The sequence below is a fragment of the Acetobacter fabarum genome (assembly GCF_029069195.1).
GTDB classification, from domain to species: Bacteria; Pseudomonadota; Alphaproteobacteria; order Acetobacterales; family Acetobacteraceae; genus Acetobacter; species Acetobacter fabarum_A.
Genome location: NZ_JARDYK010000009.1, coordinates 75,274 through 92,005, shown reverse-complemented (window position 1 = coordinate 92,005; position 16,732 = coordinate 75,274). Strand labels below are relative to the sequence as shown.

Sequence of the window (16,732 nt, the reverse complement as noted above, 5' to 3'; positions counted from 1 at the left end):
CGACGATTCCCCGCACGGAATGTTAGGCGGGTTCGACGGATGTTACGGATACCGTCACGTCCCCTCGGCCGCCGATTGCCGTCACGACAATGAGCACTCGGAGTGCATCTCGCGCCCGACGACCGACTTTGCGATCTCCACAAGATGTGGATGATGGGTGAAGAACAGGACCTGGGTCGTCTTTGCGATCTCGGCCAACACCTTGAAGCCGGCCTCAGCCCGTTGATCGTCGAAGTTCACGAAGAGGTCGTCGACCAAGAACGGCAGGCTGATCCCGGCCGCCACCGACTGTTCCAGCGCCGCCAGCCTGAGCGCTAGGAAGAGTTGGTCGGTCGTGCCTTCGCTCATCGCGTCGACCTCGACCATTGTGCGCAGGTCGTCACGAACGCCGAGCAGTCTGGGAATGGGTCCGTCGGCGTCGACCTTCAGGGTCGCGTAACCTCCGATCGTTAATGTCGAGAACAGGTCGCCCGCACGTAGCAGTAGCGGATCCTGATGCTTCTCGCGGTATTTCTCAATGGCCCACTTCAGGGTGACCGCCTGAGCCCTCTTCAGAATGTAGTGCTCGGACAGCACCTCCAGTTCGGAGCGTGCCTGCTCGGCATCAGCTGCCGCGTCCACTGCTGACGTCACCTTGGTGTCGAGGCCCGCGAACGTACTGCGCGCGTCGCCGTGCACGGTTGCGGCCTCGTCGGCCGTCAGGTTGAGTTCTTCAAGCTGCGAACCGAGCGAGGACAGGCGCTCCGCGATTTGATTTGGATCGGATGCCTCCACTGCGGCGAGCAGGTCGTGCAGCGCCAGTCCGTCGCCGGCCTCGACGATCGCCTTCTCCGTAGCGGCGATCTCGTCACGGAGTGAGCGCATAGCCCTTGAGCGCTCGACGGCGGCCGCAAGCGTAGTTCGATCATCCGAGCCAGTTTCCAGAAGCAGCGGGGCAATCGATTCCTCGGTCGCCTTCAACCGCGCCTGGGCCTCTTGCATCTCGCTCTCGCGACGACGATCCTCTTCGTCCAATGAACTCATCAGCGTCTCCGAGGCTCGAGCCACACCCAACCTCTCGCGCAGGGTCTGCAGGCGCACTGCTGTGTCGCCAAGCTCCAAGCCGATCTTGTCGGCAAGCAGCTTGACGGCGCTGGAATGCTCCCGTGCATCCCGGGCGATTCCGTCGATCCGACGACGAAGCTGTGTTTCCGAGGCGGTCGCCTCCCGTAATTCGTCGAGCAGGTCGAGTACGGCGCCGCACGACACAACGTCGATGTCGAGCCCCGCCTCGGCGAGTGCGGCCTTCCATCCAGTTCCATTGGCCTCGGCGTTGGCGTCCACCCGCTGCTGTCGCCGATCGAGCGCTGCCGCATCGGCGTTGACCTGGTCCATCTCCGATTGGGCCAACAGGCGCTTCCGCGCGATGTCCTCAACACCTGCGCGGCGCCGCTCCGCCGTGGCGAGCACCGGTGCGAGTTCGCCGCCGGTATCGGCTACACCAAGAGCAGCACTTAGGCCGGCACGTGCCGTGTCCCTCCGCGATTTCGACCGATCGGCGTCTGAGACCATATTGCATAGGTCGGCCTGTGCCGCTTCCGCGCTTTCTCGGTCCGTCTGCCATGACTGGAACTGCGCTGGATCGAGTTCTGGTAGTCCGACGTCGGCCAGTCGCTTGCGCCACGCGGAGGTAGTCCCCTCCAGCCGATCGCGCGCCAGCTTGCCACGGCCGTCCGCTTGATCCTTCTCGAGCTCGTGCGACGCCCTGGTCTGGTTCAGCAATGAGAGACGGCCGGACGCATCGGCACTGGCGAAGCGGGCATCGTCCCGCTTGTCCACCATCGCCACGCTCGCCTCGAACCTCGCCACAGTGTCTGTCGGTGAGGTCAGTTCGTCGCCATCGAGCACGTGTCGACGGAGCGGCTCCCAGTAGCGATCGCGTTCCGCGCGCGCATTGGTGATCTCATCGGGCGATACGGCAGAACCCGTCGCGAGCTGCGAGATCTCCAATGCGATTGCCGCTGCTTGGTCGGATGCACGGAGCGCACCATCCTCTTCGCGACGGATATCGGTCGCGAGACCGGCCAGCGCATCACGCGCAGCTTGAATCTCTGTGGCATCCACCCTTGGCAGGCGCGCGAGTTCCTCGATCCGTCCCGCCCAAGGCGCCAGCCGAGCGATCAGGTCCGCCAACTTCGCGGCGGCCGTGTCCGCCTTGCTCCGCGTGGCTTCGCAGCGGGCGTCGGCATCCGTTCCGAGCGCGCGGGCCGTATCAACCGCCTCGGCGAGCGCGTCGGCGCAACCGTCGACGGCATTCGCCTCGAGCGTGGCGGCAGCGCGCCTGCGACGGTCGTCGACACCTTCCCGACTTTCCGAGATCTGGCTAGCAGCGACCGTGAGTTCGCCATGCAACCTTGCGAAATTGCGTAGACGCGCGGCGACGTCGCGCGGCGGGGCGGTATCGGCATTCGCGCCAGCCTCGGCGCGCAGACGTCGGACCAAGGTGCCAGCATCGCTATGCTCTGCCTCCAATCCTACTAGATCGCGGGTCGCCTTCAGTTCTGCGCCAGCCTCGGCCACCAGCCTGTCGATCTCGTCGGCCTCGGCAAGCACGTCCGGATCAGAAGAGACCTTGGAGCGGCGATCAGCGACATCGGCGCGCAGCTGCTCTGTGGCCGAGATCTTGCGAAGCGATTCGTCGGCATCGCGGATCAGGACCTCGATGGATTCCTCTCGCTGGCGACCGAGGTCGAAAGTACCGTCGAAGCCATGGAGCGCATCGAGTTGCTCGTCGCGACGTCTCACGAGCGGTGCCAGGCGCCTGACACGTTCTGCGGACCGGAGTTCGGCTTGGACCCCGTCGCGCTTCCTGCGTGCGGCATCGAGCGCGTCGCGCGTGCGCTCGGTGGCGGTCTTCGCGTCAGACCACGCCTTCGGCTTCAACCCCTCGTCCCTGACGGCCTTCGACGCTTCGGCGAACTGGCGCTGGGCCTGTGTGAACGTCCTACTTCCCCTAGTCGTCGGTCCCCAGATTGCATCGGCCTCGGCCTCGAGGCGCCTGAGTTCGTCCGCTATTCCGGTCAGGCCGGAACCTGCCGCAAACAGGGTCCGGCCTACGTCGTTCTTCGCGTCGACCATCGCGCGACCGCCCGAACGGAGCGCGTTCTGGTCCAAGCTGAACGATAGACCGAACGTCTCACGGGTCTGGCCCTTCAGCATCGCTGCCAGCGGGCCTTCTTCGATCGTCGCATCACTCGCGTTCAGAAGCGTGCCGCTCGTTCCCTTCTTGCGGCGACACGCCAACGTGGTCCCGCCATCCTCGAGCACGGCACCAACCCTGAGGAGCGAGTAGTCGAACAGGAAGTTGTATGGCGAGCGCGTGGGAAAGCCGAACAGAAGGTCGGAAACTGCCGAAAGCGAGGTCGTCTTGCCGGCTTCGTTGGGTCCGTAGATGACGTGAAGGTCGGGGCTGCCAGACCGAAAGTCGATCTCGCAATCCTGAAATCGACCATATCGCTCGAGTGAGAGGCGGGAGAAGCGCATGGTCAGCCCTCCCTTGTCAGGCGAGACCGTAGCGCCGTCGATGCCGTGAGCAGCACACCGGCCCAGTCACCCTGCGACGCGGATAGACGCAGCTCCCCCTCCTCGGCGTCGCCGAGGGTGGTGCTCGCCGCGAGCATGAACCGTTCCAAATCGGACGCGAGCGCTGCGACCAGACCGGGATCGGTGGTGGCGTCGTCGATCAGGGCCCCGAGATCCTCGCCAAGCGCGACCCGCTCGCGTGCGGGCTCCGTCATCATGACCTTGACTTTCTCGATGTAGAGCTCGGCCGAGATCGAGGCTGCGATGGCGCGAATGTCGTCACGTAGTGTGATGGCCCGGTCGTGCAGCAGCCCGGCCTCCAACATCTCGCCCAACAGCGTCACGCGGACGACGAGGGGGCGGCCAGACCCGTTCGCGCCATGCAGCCTTCCGAGCTCTACCCGGATCAGATCGGTGACGGCGTCATCGGCGGTGCCCGTGCAATCCACGTCGAGACGCACCCAGCGGATCACGTCGAGTTCGACGCGCTCGACGGACGTGATCTCGGAATCGACGACGGTGACGATCACGGCGCCCTTCGGCCCGGTTTCCCTAATCGTCCTGCCCTGCACGTTACCAGAAAACACGACATAGGGATCGGTGCTGACGATCTCGAATTCGTGGACATGGCCCAGCGCCCAGTAAGAGTATCCACGCGAACGAAGGTCGTCGACACTGCAGGGAGCGTAGTCGGCGTGGCCTTGACGGCCAGCCAGAGCGGTGTGCAGCATGCCGATGTTGAAGTGGTGTTCCTCGGCGGGTGGATAGGCGAGCACGAGATTGTCCGTGACGGCCGGCGTGGAGAAGCTCTGACCATGGACTGCCACGGCCAGGTCCGGCAGGCGGTGAGTCTCTGGGCGCCTAGCTCCGAACAGGCGGACGTTCGGTGGCCATGGGACCGTCCGCGAGATCACCGAGGCTGCGTCATGGTTTCCCGCGAGGACGAAGGCCGGAATTCCAACTTGGTCGAGGCGCCCCATAGCCCGGGCGAAGTAGAGACCAGTTCCCATGTCGCGCCAGTCGCCGTCGAAGAGGTCGCCGGCGAGGATGACGAAGTCGACCGCCTCCTCGATCGCACAGTGGACGAGGTTGTCAAAAGCCGCGCGGGTAGCCGAACGGATGTCCTCGACGGGCAGGCCTTCGTATCGCGAAAGGCCATGCAGTGGACTATCAAGATGGATGTCCGCCGCGTGCAGAAAGCGAAAGCTCGTCACTTAACCCCCTCTTGGCAAGCCAACGCCCTACACTATTGCCGGCGGCTCGCCTAAGCTAATCAAGGCATGGAACGTGCGGGCACAGTCTACTCCATTGGAAGCCCCTGAAGAAGAGACGTTCAACACGGTGCAATACCAAATCTGTCTGCCTTGTCTCGGGCGCGATTGCAATCCTCATTGCTACCCCGTCCAATTTAGGCGCTCGAGCGGTAGCCTTCAGAATCGCGAGCCGTGAGGATGAACATGGCTTTCTTGGCCGAAAGGGATGTGAACTCGGCGGCGGAATGAGCTAGTCGTCGTGACAGCGACCGGAACCTAGCTAGGGATCAATCCAGCCGTCGAGCGGCGGGTCTGGCTGCTTCAATAGCCTCGCGCTCGAGCCAACTGAGTAGGCGATCGCAGGTGCCGAACAGCAGCGGCGGGCGCTCACAGATCAAGAATGTCAGCACTTTGGGCGCACAGTGGCTGTCACATGTCGTCCAGTGAGCGGCCGGACCGCTTGCCCCCCCATTGCCGTCGTTTCCTGCCGGGAAAAGGTTGCGGATTTTGGGCGGGTCTGGGGCCTTCAGAGTCAGAGGGCTGCGCGGATTTTCATGACGGGTTAAGAGGGTGGGAGAGAGTCTCCTGTCCGCCCGTCATGGAGTTTTTCGCCATGGCGACCGCCATTCCCAAAATCAGCCTGAGTTCCTCCCGTGACATCCCCTTCAACCGGCTGGTGCTCTCCCAGTCCAACGTGCGGCGCGTGAAGTCCGGCCTGTCGATCGAGGAACTGGCCCGCGACATCGAGCGCCGGGGCCTGCTGCAGAGTCTGAATGTCCGGCCAGTCGTTGATGATGCCGGGGTTGAGACCGGTACCTACGAAGTGCCGGCCGGTGGGCGTCGTTTTCGTGCGCTCGAACTGCTGGTGAAGCAGAAGAAACTGGCGAAGACCGCCCCGGTGCCCTGCGTCGTGCGCGAGGCCGGATCGGCCATTCTTGCCGAGGAAGATTCCCTGGCCGAGAACGTGCAGCGGGTGGCCCTGCATCCGCTGGACCAGTTTCGGGCCTTTCGCGACATGCTGGAGAAGGGCATGTCCGAGGAAGAAATCGCCGCCGCGTTCTTCGTGGCACCCGCCGTGGTCAAACAGCGCCTGCGGCTGATGACCGTGTCCGACAAACTGCTCGATATCTACGAGCAGGATGGCATGAAGCTCGACCAACTCATTGCCTTTTCGATCAGCGATGACCATGCCCGTCAGGAACAGGTCTGGGACATCGTGTCCCAGAGCCATAACCGTGAGCCCTATGTCATCCGCCGCATGCTGACGGAAAAGACTGTGCGGGTCTCGGATCGTCGCGTGCGCTTCGTCGGACTGGACGCCTATCTCGCAGTCGGTGGTTCTATTATGCGCGACCTGTTCGAGGCGGATGACGGCGGCTGGCTGCAGGATCCGGCCATTCTGGACCGGCTGGTCATGGAAAAGCTGCATGCAGCCGCAGAAGATATCCGCGCCGAGGGCTGGAAGTGGGTCGAGACGGCTCTGTCGTTCCCATGGGGCCACACACGGCAGTTCGCGGAAATCGACGGCAAGGAAGTGCCGCCGTCCGATGAGGAAACGGCCCGTCTCGAAACCCTGCGTGCCGAGCAGGAAACCATCGAGGCTGAATACCCCGACGCGGTGGATGCAAGGCTGGGTGAGATCGAGCAGGCCATTCTTGCCCTGGAAGAACGGCCACTGGCGTTCGATCCCGCTGACATGGCGCGGGCAGGCGCCTTCGTCAGCCTCGACAGCGACGGCACGCTGCAGGTGGAGCGAGGGTTCGTATTACCGGAGGACATGCCGGCGGAGCAGGAACAGGCCGATGATGTCGGCAGCACCGGTGAATATGATCACGCTGTATATGACGGACAGGATGATCATATTGCTGATGATGGCGGCGATGTGGGCGGGGAGGGCTACAGCATCTCTCCCGACGTTGAGCCCGAGGAAGAAGACGGGATCAAAGCACTGCCTGACCGGTTGCTCACCGAGCTGACAGCCTGGCGCACGCTGGCCCTGCGGGACGCGTTTGCCAGCAACCCGCACATCGCGCTGACCGAACTGCTGCATACGCTGGTGCGTGATGTTTACTGGCAGACACCGGGTGCGGACTGCCTGGAAGCCTATGTCCGCGAAATCTCCCTGCCGGTCCATTCGCCTGACATGCCGGGCAGCGTGCCAGCCCACGCGCTGCGCCAGCGCAACGAAGGCTGGAAGCACGATCTGCCCGAGGACGAGGATGCGCTGTGGCGCTGGATCGACGGGCTGGACGACGCCAGTCGCATGGCATTGCTGGCCCATTGCCTGTCCTTCGGGGTCAATGCGCTCTACGAGCGCATGCCCGCCTATGGCGCGGTGTCCCAGCGCAGCGTGACCGAGCGCCTTAAACGGGCCGATCGACTGGCATCGGCCCTCGGTCTCGATCTGGTCGAGGCAGGCTGGCAGCCCACGGTTGAGAACTATCTCGGCCGGGTGACCAAGGCGCGCATCCTGCAAGCCGTGCGGGAGGCACGCAGCGACGAGGCGGCAGAGCGCATCGCCCACCTGAAGAAGCCCGACATGGCCCGCGAGGCCGAGCGGTTGCTTGATGGTTCGGGCTGGCTGCCCGAGGCGCTGCGGACTGCGGGGCTGGTACATCAGGCACAGGTTGAAACAGTGACGGCAGGCGAGGATATGGAGGCCATTGCTGCCGAATAGCGCAATGGATTTTTGGAATAGTGAGACAGCGGCTTCCGGTGCCCGGAAGCCGCTTTTTTCATGTCCGGCCCCCCGGAAAGAGGGAGAGGGCGGCTTCGCCTTGGGTGCCGAATAACCGGCATCAGAGGAGAGTTTTCCATGACCACGACCACCATTCTGCCCCCTGCGTCCCGTGGAACCGCGTCCGGCGGCTTCTGGATTGATCCCTCCCGTGGCGGCCGCAATGCCCGCGTATCGTCCGAATGGTTCTCGCGCCCCGATGATGAGCGGTATCTCTCGCTGTCCGACCTGCATGCCGCCACGCTGGCGCGTGCGGATCGGGCTACCGCTCGTACGGTGGAAAGCCGTGCCATCCGTGTGGAAGCATCTCGCGATAATGCCGAGCGCCTGACCCTGACCGTACCGGGGCAGAATGACCCGATCGCGCCCACCCACTGGTCGTTCGGCCAGATGTGCAGCCTGGTCGGCGCGCCATCGTCGTACCTGCGTAACCTGCCAGCCCCACTGGCGGCGATCAACCTGCAGCATGGGCTGCTGTCACACCGCGCCGAACTGGTCAAAACGCTGGAGACGGAAGACGGACGCGTGGAACTGCGCGCCGTCACGGGGCCGGATTACGGCCGCATCTGGGACCATGAGCTGGTCGGCGCCGTGCGGAAGATCGCTGGCGATGGCACTGGCGATACCAACTGGAAGGTGCCGGGTATGATCGACTGGGCCACCATGACCCATAATCCCTATGTGGATATCACCAAGGAAACGACCACGCTCTACGCATCAGACAGGGACGTTTTTTTATTCCTCGTGGACGATACGCACCCGATCGACGCTGGCCGCCTGCCTAACGGCGACCCCGATCTCTATTTCCGGGGCTTCTATGCCTGGAATTCAGAAGTCGGCAGCAAGAGCCTCGGTATTGCGTCATTCTATCTGCGCGGAGTGTGTCAAAACCGTATGTTATGGGGCGTCGAAAATTTCGAACAGATCACGATCCGGCATAGCAAGTTTGCCGCCTCGCGCTTTGTGCATCAGGCGACACCGGCGCTCCGGAATTTCGCTACGGCCAGCCCGGCCTCGTTCGTCTCTGGCATTCAGGCCTCGCGCAAGGCGCTGGTGGCCAGAACCGATGACGATCGGGAAAGTTTCCTGCGGCGTCGCGGGTTCTCGAAACCGGAAACTACCAAGATCATTGAAACCGTGTTGAACGAGGAGGGACGCAAGCCCGAGAGCGTGTTCGATTTCGTGCAGGGGATTACAGCGCTGGCGCGGACAAAGGCCAACCAGGACACGCGGCTGGATCTGGAGGAGAAGGCCCGCAGGCTGATGGAGCGTGCTTCCTGAAAGCCGCTTTTCTGTCTTTCCGCCAATACATTTTTACGAGCCCGGCCACTGTGCCGGGCTTTTTCGTTTCGGGAGTTCTTCCGATGGCTGATTTCTTCACGCATTTTTCCTGCGTGCTCGATGTGGGCACAGTGGACAATGCCGCAAAGGCGCTCGATCTCTACAATGAATTCATGGACGAACTGGCGGCGGAAGATCCGCCATCTGACGGTTTTATTCTGTCGATCGTGCCGGAATATGGGGGCACGAAACTCTGGATGCACGATGAGGTGACCGGCGATCCGCATCAGGTCGTGGAATTCGTGCTACGCTGTGCGCGAACATTCCGGTTGCGGGGCCGATGGGGATTCCAGTGGGCCAATACGGCCTCGCGTCCCCGGATCGGGGCCTTCAGCGGTGGCGCGCATCTGCTTGACCTCGGCCGGCGCAGGACGATTTCATGGATGACCACCGATCGCTGGCTGGCGATCGCCCTGGACGGAGGCGATCCCGACACAGGAGGGCAGGGCGATGACCTTGCATAATGCGGGCGATCTCGCGCGTCGTCTGGCGGAAAACGCAGAGGCGGTGTGCCGTCATTACCTGTCGGCCGGGCGGCGGCATGGTAATTACTGGCTGGTCGGCGACGTGCGCAATACACCCGGACGGTCGCTCTATGTCCGCCTGCATGGTCCCTCGGAAGGGCGGGGCGCGGCTGGTCGCTGGACCGATGCCAGCACGGGTGAATTCGGCGATCTGCTCGATCTGATCCGTGAAGCCCTTGGTCTCGCCGATTTTCGTGATGTCGCCGACGAGGCGCGCAGCTTTTTGGCGTTACCGCATCCCGAACCTGACCGGGCGGGGGATTGCCTGCGGACGGTCCCATCGCGGCGAGCAGAGACGGGCGGCACAAGTACGGACGCTGCACGCCGTCTGTGGGATGCCAGCCGACCTCTGTCGGGCATTGCAGACGTCTATCTGCGAAGCCGCGATCTGACGGACCGTTCGGGGCTGGCCGCGTTGCGTTTCCACCTCGACTGCTATTATCGCGCCGATTCCGACAGCCCGACCGAGACCTGGCCCGCCATGATCGCCGCCGTGACCGACCTTGAAGGCCGCGTTACCGGCGTCCATCGCACCTGGCTGGCGCGGGACGGAAAGGGCAAGGCGCCCGTCGCCATGCCCCGTCGGGCCATGGGCGACCTGCTCGGCCACGCCGTGCGCTTTGGCGAAACCTTTGACGTTTTGGCGGTAGGTGAGGGCATCGAGACGGTGCTGTCGCTCCATGAAATCACGCCCGATCTGCCACTGGCCGCCTGCCTGTCCTCGGCACATCTCGCCGCCATGGCCTTTCCGCCCACGCTGCGCCGCCTCTACGTGCTGCGCGATGACGACCCGGCCGGGGACCATGCGGTGACGGCCCTGCAGGCCCGGACGCAGGAGGCCGGGATCGAATGCCTTGTGCTGTCGCCGCGTCTGGCGGATTTCAACGATGATCTCCGCTATCTCGGGCGTGGCGCGATGCGGGCGATCCTGCATCCCCAGCTTGCCCCGCAGGACGTGGCGCGGTTCCTGCATCCGCTCACGCACTGAGGCGGGCCGGGAAGGGGTCATCTTCTTTCCGGTGTGGTGCGGGGCTGTCCCGTTTCCGGATGAGGCGCGCCCGCGGCCTTTCTGGAAGGGGAGCGGGCGTCAGCCAGACCGGGCCTGCAATGGCGGAGACGGCTATTTTCCGCCGCGCGTGCCGCGCTTTGCATCGCGAAGCAAAATAGCCGTCTCCCTGCCATCCTCCACTGCGTTCCGGCCGCGCGTTGCGCGGTTCCGGCCCGGCCTTCGTCTGCCGCTATCCGCCCCCGGAAAGGCCGCGAGGGGTGCGGCCAGAACCGGAGGACAGACCCATGACCCGCACACAGGACGATTTCGAACCTGCACACGCCACATCTTCCACCGCCCACGTGCTGGCCGAACTCCAGCTTTACGGCCACCGTCCCTTCGAGGATGAGCCGGACCCAAGGCCGCTGCCTGACGCCAGCCAGATCGAGGGTGCGGTTGTCGACATCTTCGACGCCCTGTCCGCCACGCTGACCGACACCCGGCTGGAACCCGATCTCGAAGCACTGCTCTGGTCCACGGTCAATGTCTTTCACCGCATGGTCGGGCAGGTGGAGCGTGATCTTGATCGCAACGAGCAGGCGCAGAAACGCAGCCAGCAGGAACAGGATGGCAGCGAGATCCGCTCGGTGGAACTGGAACGCCTCATTGCCGAAGGGCTGACCCTGCTGGAGCGACGCAACGCCTGTGAGATATTCCGCGATCTGGCCTGCGACCAGTTCGAACGCCTGACGATGTCGCCCTGGCGGCCACGCTCCGGCTCGCTGGTCAGCCGCAGCACCCTGACAGCCTCCATGATCGACAGCCGCGATTTCCTCAACGCGCGCAGGAAAGCTGAAACGGAACTGCTGGTGCCGGCCGGCCCTAAGATCGCGGTCACGGGCGGCCCTGATTACGAGGACCACCATCTGATCTGGAAGCGTCTGGACAAGGTGCGTGAGAAGCATCCCGATATGGTGCTGCTGCATGGGGGCTCACCCAAGGGCGCGGAATTCATTGCCTCTCGCTGGGCGGACCACCGCGAAATTCCGCAGATTGCCTTCAAACCCGACTGGAACCGGCATGGCAAGGCCGCCCCGTTCCGGCGCAACGACGCCCTGCTGAAAGTCCTGCCCATCGGGGTCATGGTGTTCCCAGGTTCCGGTATTCAGGACAATCTGGCCGACAAGGCCAAACAGATGGGCATTCCGGTCTGGAAGTTCCAGAAAGAGAGTGGCGCGTGAGCGCCATTCCCATGCCGGTATCATGGAGGCGGCCATGACACATGGCACCTGACGCCTGATCCGCAATGACGTCGGGCTCCCCAGTTCTTGCGCACCTGATGGCGGGAAGCACGTTCGCCCGTCACCCGTAAGGCCCCGCCCGCAGAACCGGGGGGACGGAGTTCGGTGGCAGCCCCGTGCGCCTGTGTGAGCGGTCCATGGGGGATGAAAAGCCCATGCCATCCCCCTCGGTGAAAGGACCGGGATGACAGGCAGCGAACGAAGGATCATCCGGCCCGCTTGACGGGATGCGCCTATGCCGGGAGTGGGGCCTGTCGCACCGCACGACGCTATCTTGCCCATGAGCGGGTGAAAAGGGGGCGTAACATCGGGGACGGCAAAAACGACCACCGGACGGGATCAGTTCCCACAATGCCAGCGTGACAGTCTCGCGCCAGATTGCATCGTCACCCTCTGAAGGACCAGCCATGCCGGTATCGTATCTCCTGGGGGGCTGTCGGGTCCGCACACCATGGCCTCTGTCGGATGGCTGATCTAGCCGAAGACCGGCTGCGCCTCGATCGGCTGGCCGCAACGGCGTTCCAGAACTTTCTTCCCCTGACGGCTGCGCCGTCATTCCTCGCGAAACAAGAAAGTTCCGGCCCTGCCGTCCTCCGCTGCGCTGCGGCCCTGAAGGGTGCTCTGCCGCTCGCCTCCGGCTGGTCGATCGCCATCGAGGCCACGGTGGTCGCGGCCCGATAACAGCATGGAGATACGACAATGGCTAACATCGGTTCCTTCAAGAAGGTGGGCGAAGGCTTCGAAGGCGAAATCGTCACCCTGGCCCTGCAGGCCCGCAACGTCCGCCTGGTGGCCGAGACCAACCGTCCCAACGACAACGCCCCCAACTACCGCGTCTATCTGGGCAGGATTGAACTCGGTGCGGCCTGGACCCGCCGCTCCAGCGAAGGGCGCACCTATCTGAGCCTGAAGCTGGATGATCCCTCCTTCGCCGCCCCGATCTTCGCCAACCTGTTCACCGACGAGGACGGCGAGGGCTACTCCCTGATCTGGACCCGGCCCCGCAGCCGGAACGGGGACTGAACCTCCCACGACCAACCCCGCCCGGTCTCTCCGGGCGGGGCCTTCCGGGGTTTCTTTTTCCACGTGATCTTCCGGGGCGCGGGTAATCGTGCTGGTCGTCCGACGTGAGACGCAGGAGGAACACGAGGCTTTCCCTCAGCCTTCCCATTGTACCATGCGCGAGGGCGCACCGCGTCAAGGACGCGTGGTCCCCCCAATTTTGCCCGACGCACCCGTGCCGGGCGCGCCAGACAAAATCGGCTCCCCCACGCGCCGGCGAGCCGGTCGCCTGCGGCGATCCCTGACCCGGTCCGCCCCGGCATGAGCCGTCCGTCCTGTCTTCGAGAAACGAAAGGAGCAGGACGATGACGTCATGACCCGGCGTGGCTGGTTCTTTGCGACCTATTTCGCCGTGCTCGGTGTGGGCGCGTCAATGGTCGTTCATCCTGCGCCACGCCTGATCTGGAACGAGACGGCGAGCGTGCCCGTCGGGTTGTACCGATTGCACCCGGTTCCCGCGCCGCATGTCGGTGATCTGGTTGCTGTCCGTCTGCCCGAGCGCGAGGCGATGCTGCTGGCGCGTCGGGGGTATCTGCCGTCTGGCGTGCCCCTGCTCAAGCCCGTAGCGGCTGTCGCGGGGCAGTCCGTGTGCCGTACGGGACAACGCATCACCATCGACGGGCAATTCGCTGGCGACGCGCAATCCGTCGATCACCGTGGCCGTCCGCTCCCCTTCTGGCAGGGCTGCCATCGTCTCGATTCCGGCCAGATTTTTGTCATGAACACGGCTGAACCACGCAGTCTCGATGGTCGGTATTTCGGCCCGTTGCCCGTTTCCACCGTCATCGGTCGTGCCACCCCGGTCTGGCTTCCATCCGGGAGTAACCAGCCTGCCATCGTGACCACCAACCCGTCTCCGAAAGGGCAATGAAATGGCACAGATCGGTCTTTTCACGCGCACGAAAACCGGTTTTGCCGGGCGCATTCGCACCCTCACCGTGGCGCAGGATATCCTTCTCGTTCCGGCTGAGTTTTCCGACGCCGAACATGCCCCGGATTACCGCATCCATCTCACCGATGCCGATGGCCCGGAGGTTGGTGCTGGCTGGAAACGCACCGGCGAGAGGGCTGGTGAATACATCGCCGTAGCCCTCGACGACCCCGCCTTTGCACAACCGATCCGGGCCAATCTCTTCCGTGCCGGTGGGGAGCGTGCGGTTTGGGTGCTGAACTGGACGCGTCCGTCACGACGTGTCGAACGCGGGGAATGAGACGATGCGACGCATCTTCTTCCTCGCTGTTGGTGTCATTGCAATCGGCGTATCGGGCGCACCTGACCTGTCATGGGCGGCATCGGTTCCAGCGCTCGCTGACACCGATCCTTATGGTGCCGTGATCGCTGAAGCCGTGCAGCGCTTCGACATTCCCGCCACATGGATACGGGCCGTAATGAGCGCTGAGAGCGGTGGTGATATTAGCGCGATTTCATCAAAAGGCGCGCTCGGCCTCATGCAGATCATGCCCACGACCTGGAGCGACCTTCGTACCCGTTACGGGCTGGGAAGCGATCCGTTCGATGTGCATGACAACATTCTTGCAGGCGCTGCGTTCCTGCGCGAGATGCATGATCGCTATGGCTCTCCGGGCTTTCTGGCAGCCTATAACGCCGGGCCGGGGCGCTATGAGGACTACCGTGATCGGCAACGTCCGCTGCCACCCGAAACGCGCGCCTATGTCGCCGGATTGCTGCCCCTGATCGGTCAGGGCGGTGTAGATCCATTGCTGCTGGTTTCGCATCCCGACCCGCTGTTCTGGACCAGCGCGCCGATTTTTGCCGCGCAGTCGGACGATGCGGGGAAAGGCGTTCCGGTTGCAATGAAGCTGCCGCCGAATGGTGTTCGAAGTGACATCATCGCGCATGGTCTTGCGCCTGTCAGGCCGCTTTCCGGTGGGTTGTTCGTCGTCTCTTCCGCATCACGAGCGATGCCATGAATGCGCGTCCAGGCATCATTTCCTCTACCGGTATGCGGTGGTTCGCGCAGGGCAATCGGGGCAGGGACCAGCATCGCGGATTGGGTGCTGGCAGGGTGGAACAGGCACTTTGGGGTGGGGTTAAGGAGAGGCGAGATAAAAGGGCGCACATTGCGCCTCGGTTGGGGTGTCGGTTTTCCTGCGTTTTTTCGTTCTTTCAGCAATGTTTCCTCTTCTTTGGCAATGTTTGCCGACCCTGTTTTCCTTTGTTGCACCAGCCTTTTTCGCACATTGGAGGGTCCAATGGCCCGCGAGAATGACTTCCGGCCCCGTCTGGGTCGCATCCGCTCGCCGCGCGCCCAGCGGCTCAAGCCCTTCGTCGCCCAGGCCCTTGCTTCGGCCCAGCGTGCCGGTGGCGGCGGGTTCCGCTCGGGCCGCAACGGCAGTGGTTCCCGTTCGTCCTTCGGGCGTGGCCGCATCGCGGCAGCCAGGGCCAATCGCCTGCTGACCAGCCGAGCCCGCCGCGTGACCGTCAAGGCCCGTGTCGTACGCCATAGCGGGCGCAAGGCGCCGCTCGCCGCCCATCTGCGTTACCTGCGCCGGGAAGGGGTCACGAAGGACGGTGAGAAGGCACGGCTCTTTGGTCCCGGCATCGACGATGCCGACCCGAAGGCGTTCGCCGAACGCTGCGAGGACGACCGTCACCATTTCCGTTTCATCGTCTCGCCCGAGGACGCGCCCGACATGGCCGACCTCAAGGGCTATGCCCGCGAACTGGTCGGGCAGATGGAAAAAGACTTCGGCACGAAACTGGACTGGGTGGGGGTGGATCACTGGAACACGCAGCACCCCCACGTCCATATCCTCGTGCGCGGTGTAGCCGAGGATGGCAGCGACCTTGTCATCTCGCGGGATTATATCAAAGACGGGTTGCGCGCCCGTGCCCAGGATCTGGTGACGCAGGAACTCGGGCAGCGCAATGACATCGAAATTCACCGCGCCCTCGAACGTCAGGTCGATGCCGAATACTGGACCCAGCTTGACCGGCAGCTTCAGCGCGATGCGGGGCGCGATGGCGTCATCGACACGGCGCCTTCGCCTGGTGAGCAGCCCGATCCGTTCGGGGCATTGAAGGTCGGACGCCTGCGTCGGCTGGAAGGGCTTGGTCTCGCCCATCAGGTTGGAGAGGGGCAATGGTTGCTGGATGAGACGGCCGAGGCGACGCTGCGTGAACTGGGCGAACGCGGCGACATCATCAAGCGCATTCACCGTTCCCTGGCCGAGCGCGGGATCGAGCGGAGCACGTCGAGTTATGTGCTGGCGGGCGAAAGCCTGGATGTTCCCGTCATCGGCAGGCTGGTTGATCGTGGTCTGGACGATGAACTGAAAGGCACGGCCTATGCGGTCATCGACGGCGTGGACGGGCGTACGCATCATATCCGCTTTCCCGATCTCGATGCGACCGGGGACAGTGTAATGGGTTCGGTGGTGGAACTGCGCGCCTTCGATGACCGGAAGGGGCAACGGCGTGTGGCGCTGGCTGTGCGGTCTGATCTGTCGATCGAGGATCAGGTGATGGCGCGAGGGGCCACCTGGCTCGACCGGCAGGCAGTGGCGCGCGACCCTGTTGCATTGGGGCAGGCGGGCTTTGGCGCCGAGGTCCGTGAGGCGATGGAGCGCCGGGCGGAGCAACTGATTGAGCAGGGTCTTGCCGAACGTCACACGCAGCGGGTGGTTCTGGCGCGCAACTTGATCGGGACGCTCAGGGACCGGGAGGTCCGGGAAGTTGGAGAGCGGCTGGCCGTCGAGACGGGACGGACATTCAGCCAGTCGGGTTCGGGGGAGTATGTCACCGGCACCTATCGTCAGCGCATGGTGCTGGCCTCGGGTCGCTATGCGATGATTGATGACGGGCTTCAGTTCCAGCTTGTGCCCTGGACGCCATCGCTGGAGAAGCAGCAGGGCAGGCACGTCTCCGGTGTCGCGCGCGACAATGGCGGGATTGACTGGAGCTTCACCCGGAACAGGGGGCTGGGTTTGTGAACCAGCGCTCC

Annotated in this window: 14 protein-coding genes; 11 read left to right on the top strand and 3 right to left on the bottom strand. The window is 63.9% G+C overall.

Features of this window, described 5'->3' with window-relative positions; genetic code table 11:
• Positions 1-81: 81 nt before the first annotated feature.
• Positions 82-3,522, bottom strand: a complete 3,441-nt coding sequence (locus tag PY793_RS10995; protein ID WP_153469111.1) for a YhaN family protein — start codon at positions 3,520-3,522, stop codon at positions 82-84.
• Between the two features lie 2 nt (positions 3,523-3,524).
• Complete coding sequence (locus PY793_RS10990; protein WP_275178073.1) at positions 3,525-4,775, bottom strand: metallophosphoesterase family protein; 1,251 nt, start codon at positions 4,773-4,775, stop codon at positions 3,525-3,527.
• 652 nt (positions 4,776-5,427) lie between these two features.
• Here PY793_RS10990 and PY793_RS10985 point away from each other — a divergent pair.
• The 5 genes from PY793_RS10985 to PY793_RS10965 all read left to right on the top strand — a co-directional run bounded on the left by PY793_RS10985 (position 5,428) and on the right by PY793_RS10965 (position 11,645).
• Positions 5,428-7,491 (top strand): ParB/RepB/Spo0J family partition protein, encoded by a 2,064-nt coding sequence (locus tag PY793_RS10985; RefSeq protein WP_153469108.1) that lies wholly within the window; start codon positions 5,428-5,430, stop codon positions 7,489-7,491.
• Positions 7,492-7,629: 138 nt separating this feature from the next.
• Positions 7,630-8,832: a DUF932 domain-containing protein gene (locus tag PY793_RS10980; protein WP_153469105.1), complete on the top strand. Its 1,203-nt coding sequence runs from the start codon at positions 7,630-7,632 to the stop codon at positions 8,830-8,832.
• Positions 8,833-8,915: 83 nt separating this feature from the next.
• On the top strand, positions 8,916-9,356 hold the full coding sequence (locus PY793_RS10975) for a hypothetical protein (RefSeq protein WP_153469102.1): 441 nt from the start codon (positions 8,916-8,918) through the stop codon (positions 9,354-9,356).
• Positions 9,343-10,404 (top strand): DUF7146 domain-containing protein, encoded by a 1,062-nt coding sequence (locus PY793_RS10970; RefSeq protein WP_153469099.1) that lies wholly within the window; start codon positions 9,343-9,345, stop codon positions 10,402-10,404. The genes PY793_RS10975 and PY793_RS10970 overlap by 14 nt, the downstream gene beginning before the upstream one ends.
• Before the next feature lie 305 nt (positions 10,405-10,709).
• Positions 10,710-11,645: a DUF2493 domain-containing protein gene (locus tag PY793_RS10965; protein ID WP_153469096.1), complete on the top strand. Its 936-nt coding sequence runs from the start codon at positions 10,710-10,712 to the stop codon at positions 11,643-11,645.
• Between the two features lie 121 nt (positions 11,646-11,766).
• Here PY793_RS10965 and PY793_RS10960 read toward each other — a convergent pair whose 3' ends face one another.
• Positions 11,767-12,114 (bottom strand): hypothetical protein, encoded by a 348-nt coding sequence (locus tag PY793_RS10960; protein WP_153469093.1) that lies wholly within the window; start codon positions 12,112-12,114, stop codon positions 11,767-11,769.
• Positions 12,115-12,170: 56 nt separating this feature from the next.
• Between PY793_RS10960 and PY793_RS10955 the strand changes: the two genes are divergently transcribed.
• From PY793_RS10955 to PY793_RS10930, 6 genes are all read left to right on the top strand, one after another.
• Complete coding sequence (locus PY793_RS10955; RefSeq protein WP_041247388.1) at positions 12,171-12,386, top strand: hypothetical protein; 216 nt, start codon at positions 12,171-12,173, stop codon at positions 12,384-12,386.
• 18 nt (positions 12,387-12,404) lie between these two features.
• A complete protein-coding gene (locus PY793_RS10950) occupies positions 12,405-12,728 on the top strand; it encodes a DUF736 domain-containing protein (RefSeq protein ID WP_007396851.1) in 324 nt (107 codons plus the stop codon).
• Positions 12,729-13,080: 352 nt separating this feature from the next.
• A complete protein-coding gene (locus PY793_RS10945; protein ID WP_084149795.1) occupies positions 13,081-13,638 on the top strand; it encodes a S26 family signal peptidase in 558 nt (185 codons plus the stop codon).
• Position 13,639: 1 nt separating this feature from the next.
• On the top strand, positions 13,640-13,978 hold the full coding sequence (locus PY793_RS10940) for a DUF736 domain-containing protein (RefSeq protein ID WP_039733991.1): 339 nt from the start codon (positions 13,640-13,642) through the stop codon (positions 13,976-13,978).
• 4 nt (positions 13,979-13,982) lie between these two features.
• Positions 13,983-14,699 (top strand): lytic transglycosylase domain-containing protein, encoded by a 717-nt coding sequence (locus PY793_RS10935; protein ID WP_275178072.1) that lies wholly within the window; start codon positions 13,983-13,985, stop codon positions 14,697-14,699.
• Between the two features lie 282 nt (positions 14,700-14,981).
• Positions 14,982-16,721 carry a relaxase/mobilization nuclease domain-containing protein gene (locus tag PY793_RS10930; protein WP_039733993.1) on the top strand — a complete coding sequence of 580 codons (1,740 nt, stop codon included), beginning with the start codon at positions 14,982-14,984 and terminating at the stop codon, positions 16,719-16,721.
• Positions 16,722-16,732: the final 11 nt, after the last annotated feature.

Coding starts and splice junctions, on each gene's coding strand:
- PY793_RS10940 (WP_039733991.1), top strand. CDS start 13,640: ATGGCACAGATCGGTCTTTTCACGCGCACGAAAACCGGTTTTGCCGGG.
- PY793_RS10960 (WP_153469093.1), bottom strand. CDS start 12,114: ATGGCTGGTCCTTCAGAGGGTGACGATGCAATCTGGCGCGAGACTGTC.
- PY793_RS10980 (WP_153469105.1), top strand. CDS start 7,630: ATGACCACGACCACCATTCTGCCCCCTGCGTCCCGTGGAACCGCGTCC.
- PY793_RS10955 (WP_041247388.1), top strand. CDS start 12,171: ATGGCTGATCTAGCCGAAGACCGGCTGCGCCTCGATCGGCTGGCCGCA.
- PY793_RS10935 (WP_275178072.1), top strand. CDS start 13,983: ATGCGACGCATCTTCTTCCTCGCTGTTGGTGTCATTGCAATCGGCGTA.
- PY793_RS10975 (WP_153469102.1), top strand. CDS start 8,916: ATGGCTGATTTCTTCACGCATTTTTCCTGCGTGCTCGATGTGGGCACA.
- PY793_RS10985 (WP_153469108.1), top strand. CDS start 5,428: ATGGCGACCGCCATTCCCAAAATCAGCCTGAGTTCCTCCCGTGACATC.
- PY793_RS10945 (WP_084149795.1), top strand. CDS start 13,081: ATGACCCGGCGTGGCTGGTTCTTTGCGACCTATTTCGCCGTGCTCGGT.
- PY793_RS10970 (WP_153469099.1), top strand. CDS start 9,343: ATGACCTTGCATAATGCGGGCGATCTCGCGCGTCGTCTGGCGGAAAAC.
- PY793_RS10995 (WP_153469111.1), bottom strand. CDS start 3,522: ATGCGCTTCTCCCGCCTCTCACTCGAGCGATATGGTCGATTTCAGGAT.
- PY793_RS10950 (WP_007396851.1), top strand. CDS start 12,405: ATGGCTAACATCGGTTCCTTCAAGAAGGTGGGCGAAGGCTTCGAAGGC.
- PY793_RS10965 (WP_153469096.1), top strand. CDS start 10,710: ATGACCCGCACACAGGACGATTTCGAACCTGCACACGCCACATCTTCC.
- PY793_RS10930 (WP_039733993.1), top strand. CDS start 14,982: ATGGCCCGCGAGAATGACTTCCGGCCCCGTCTGGGTCGCATCCGCTCG.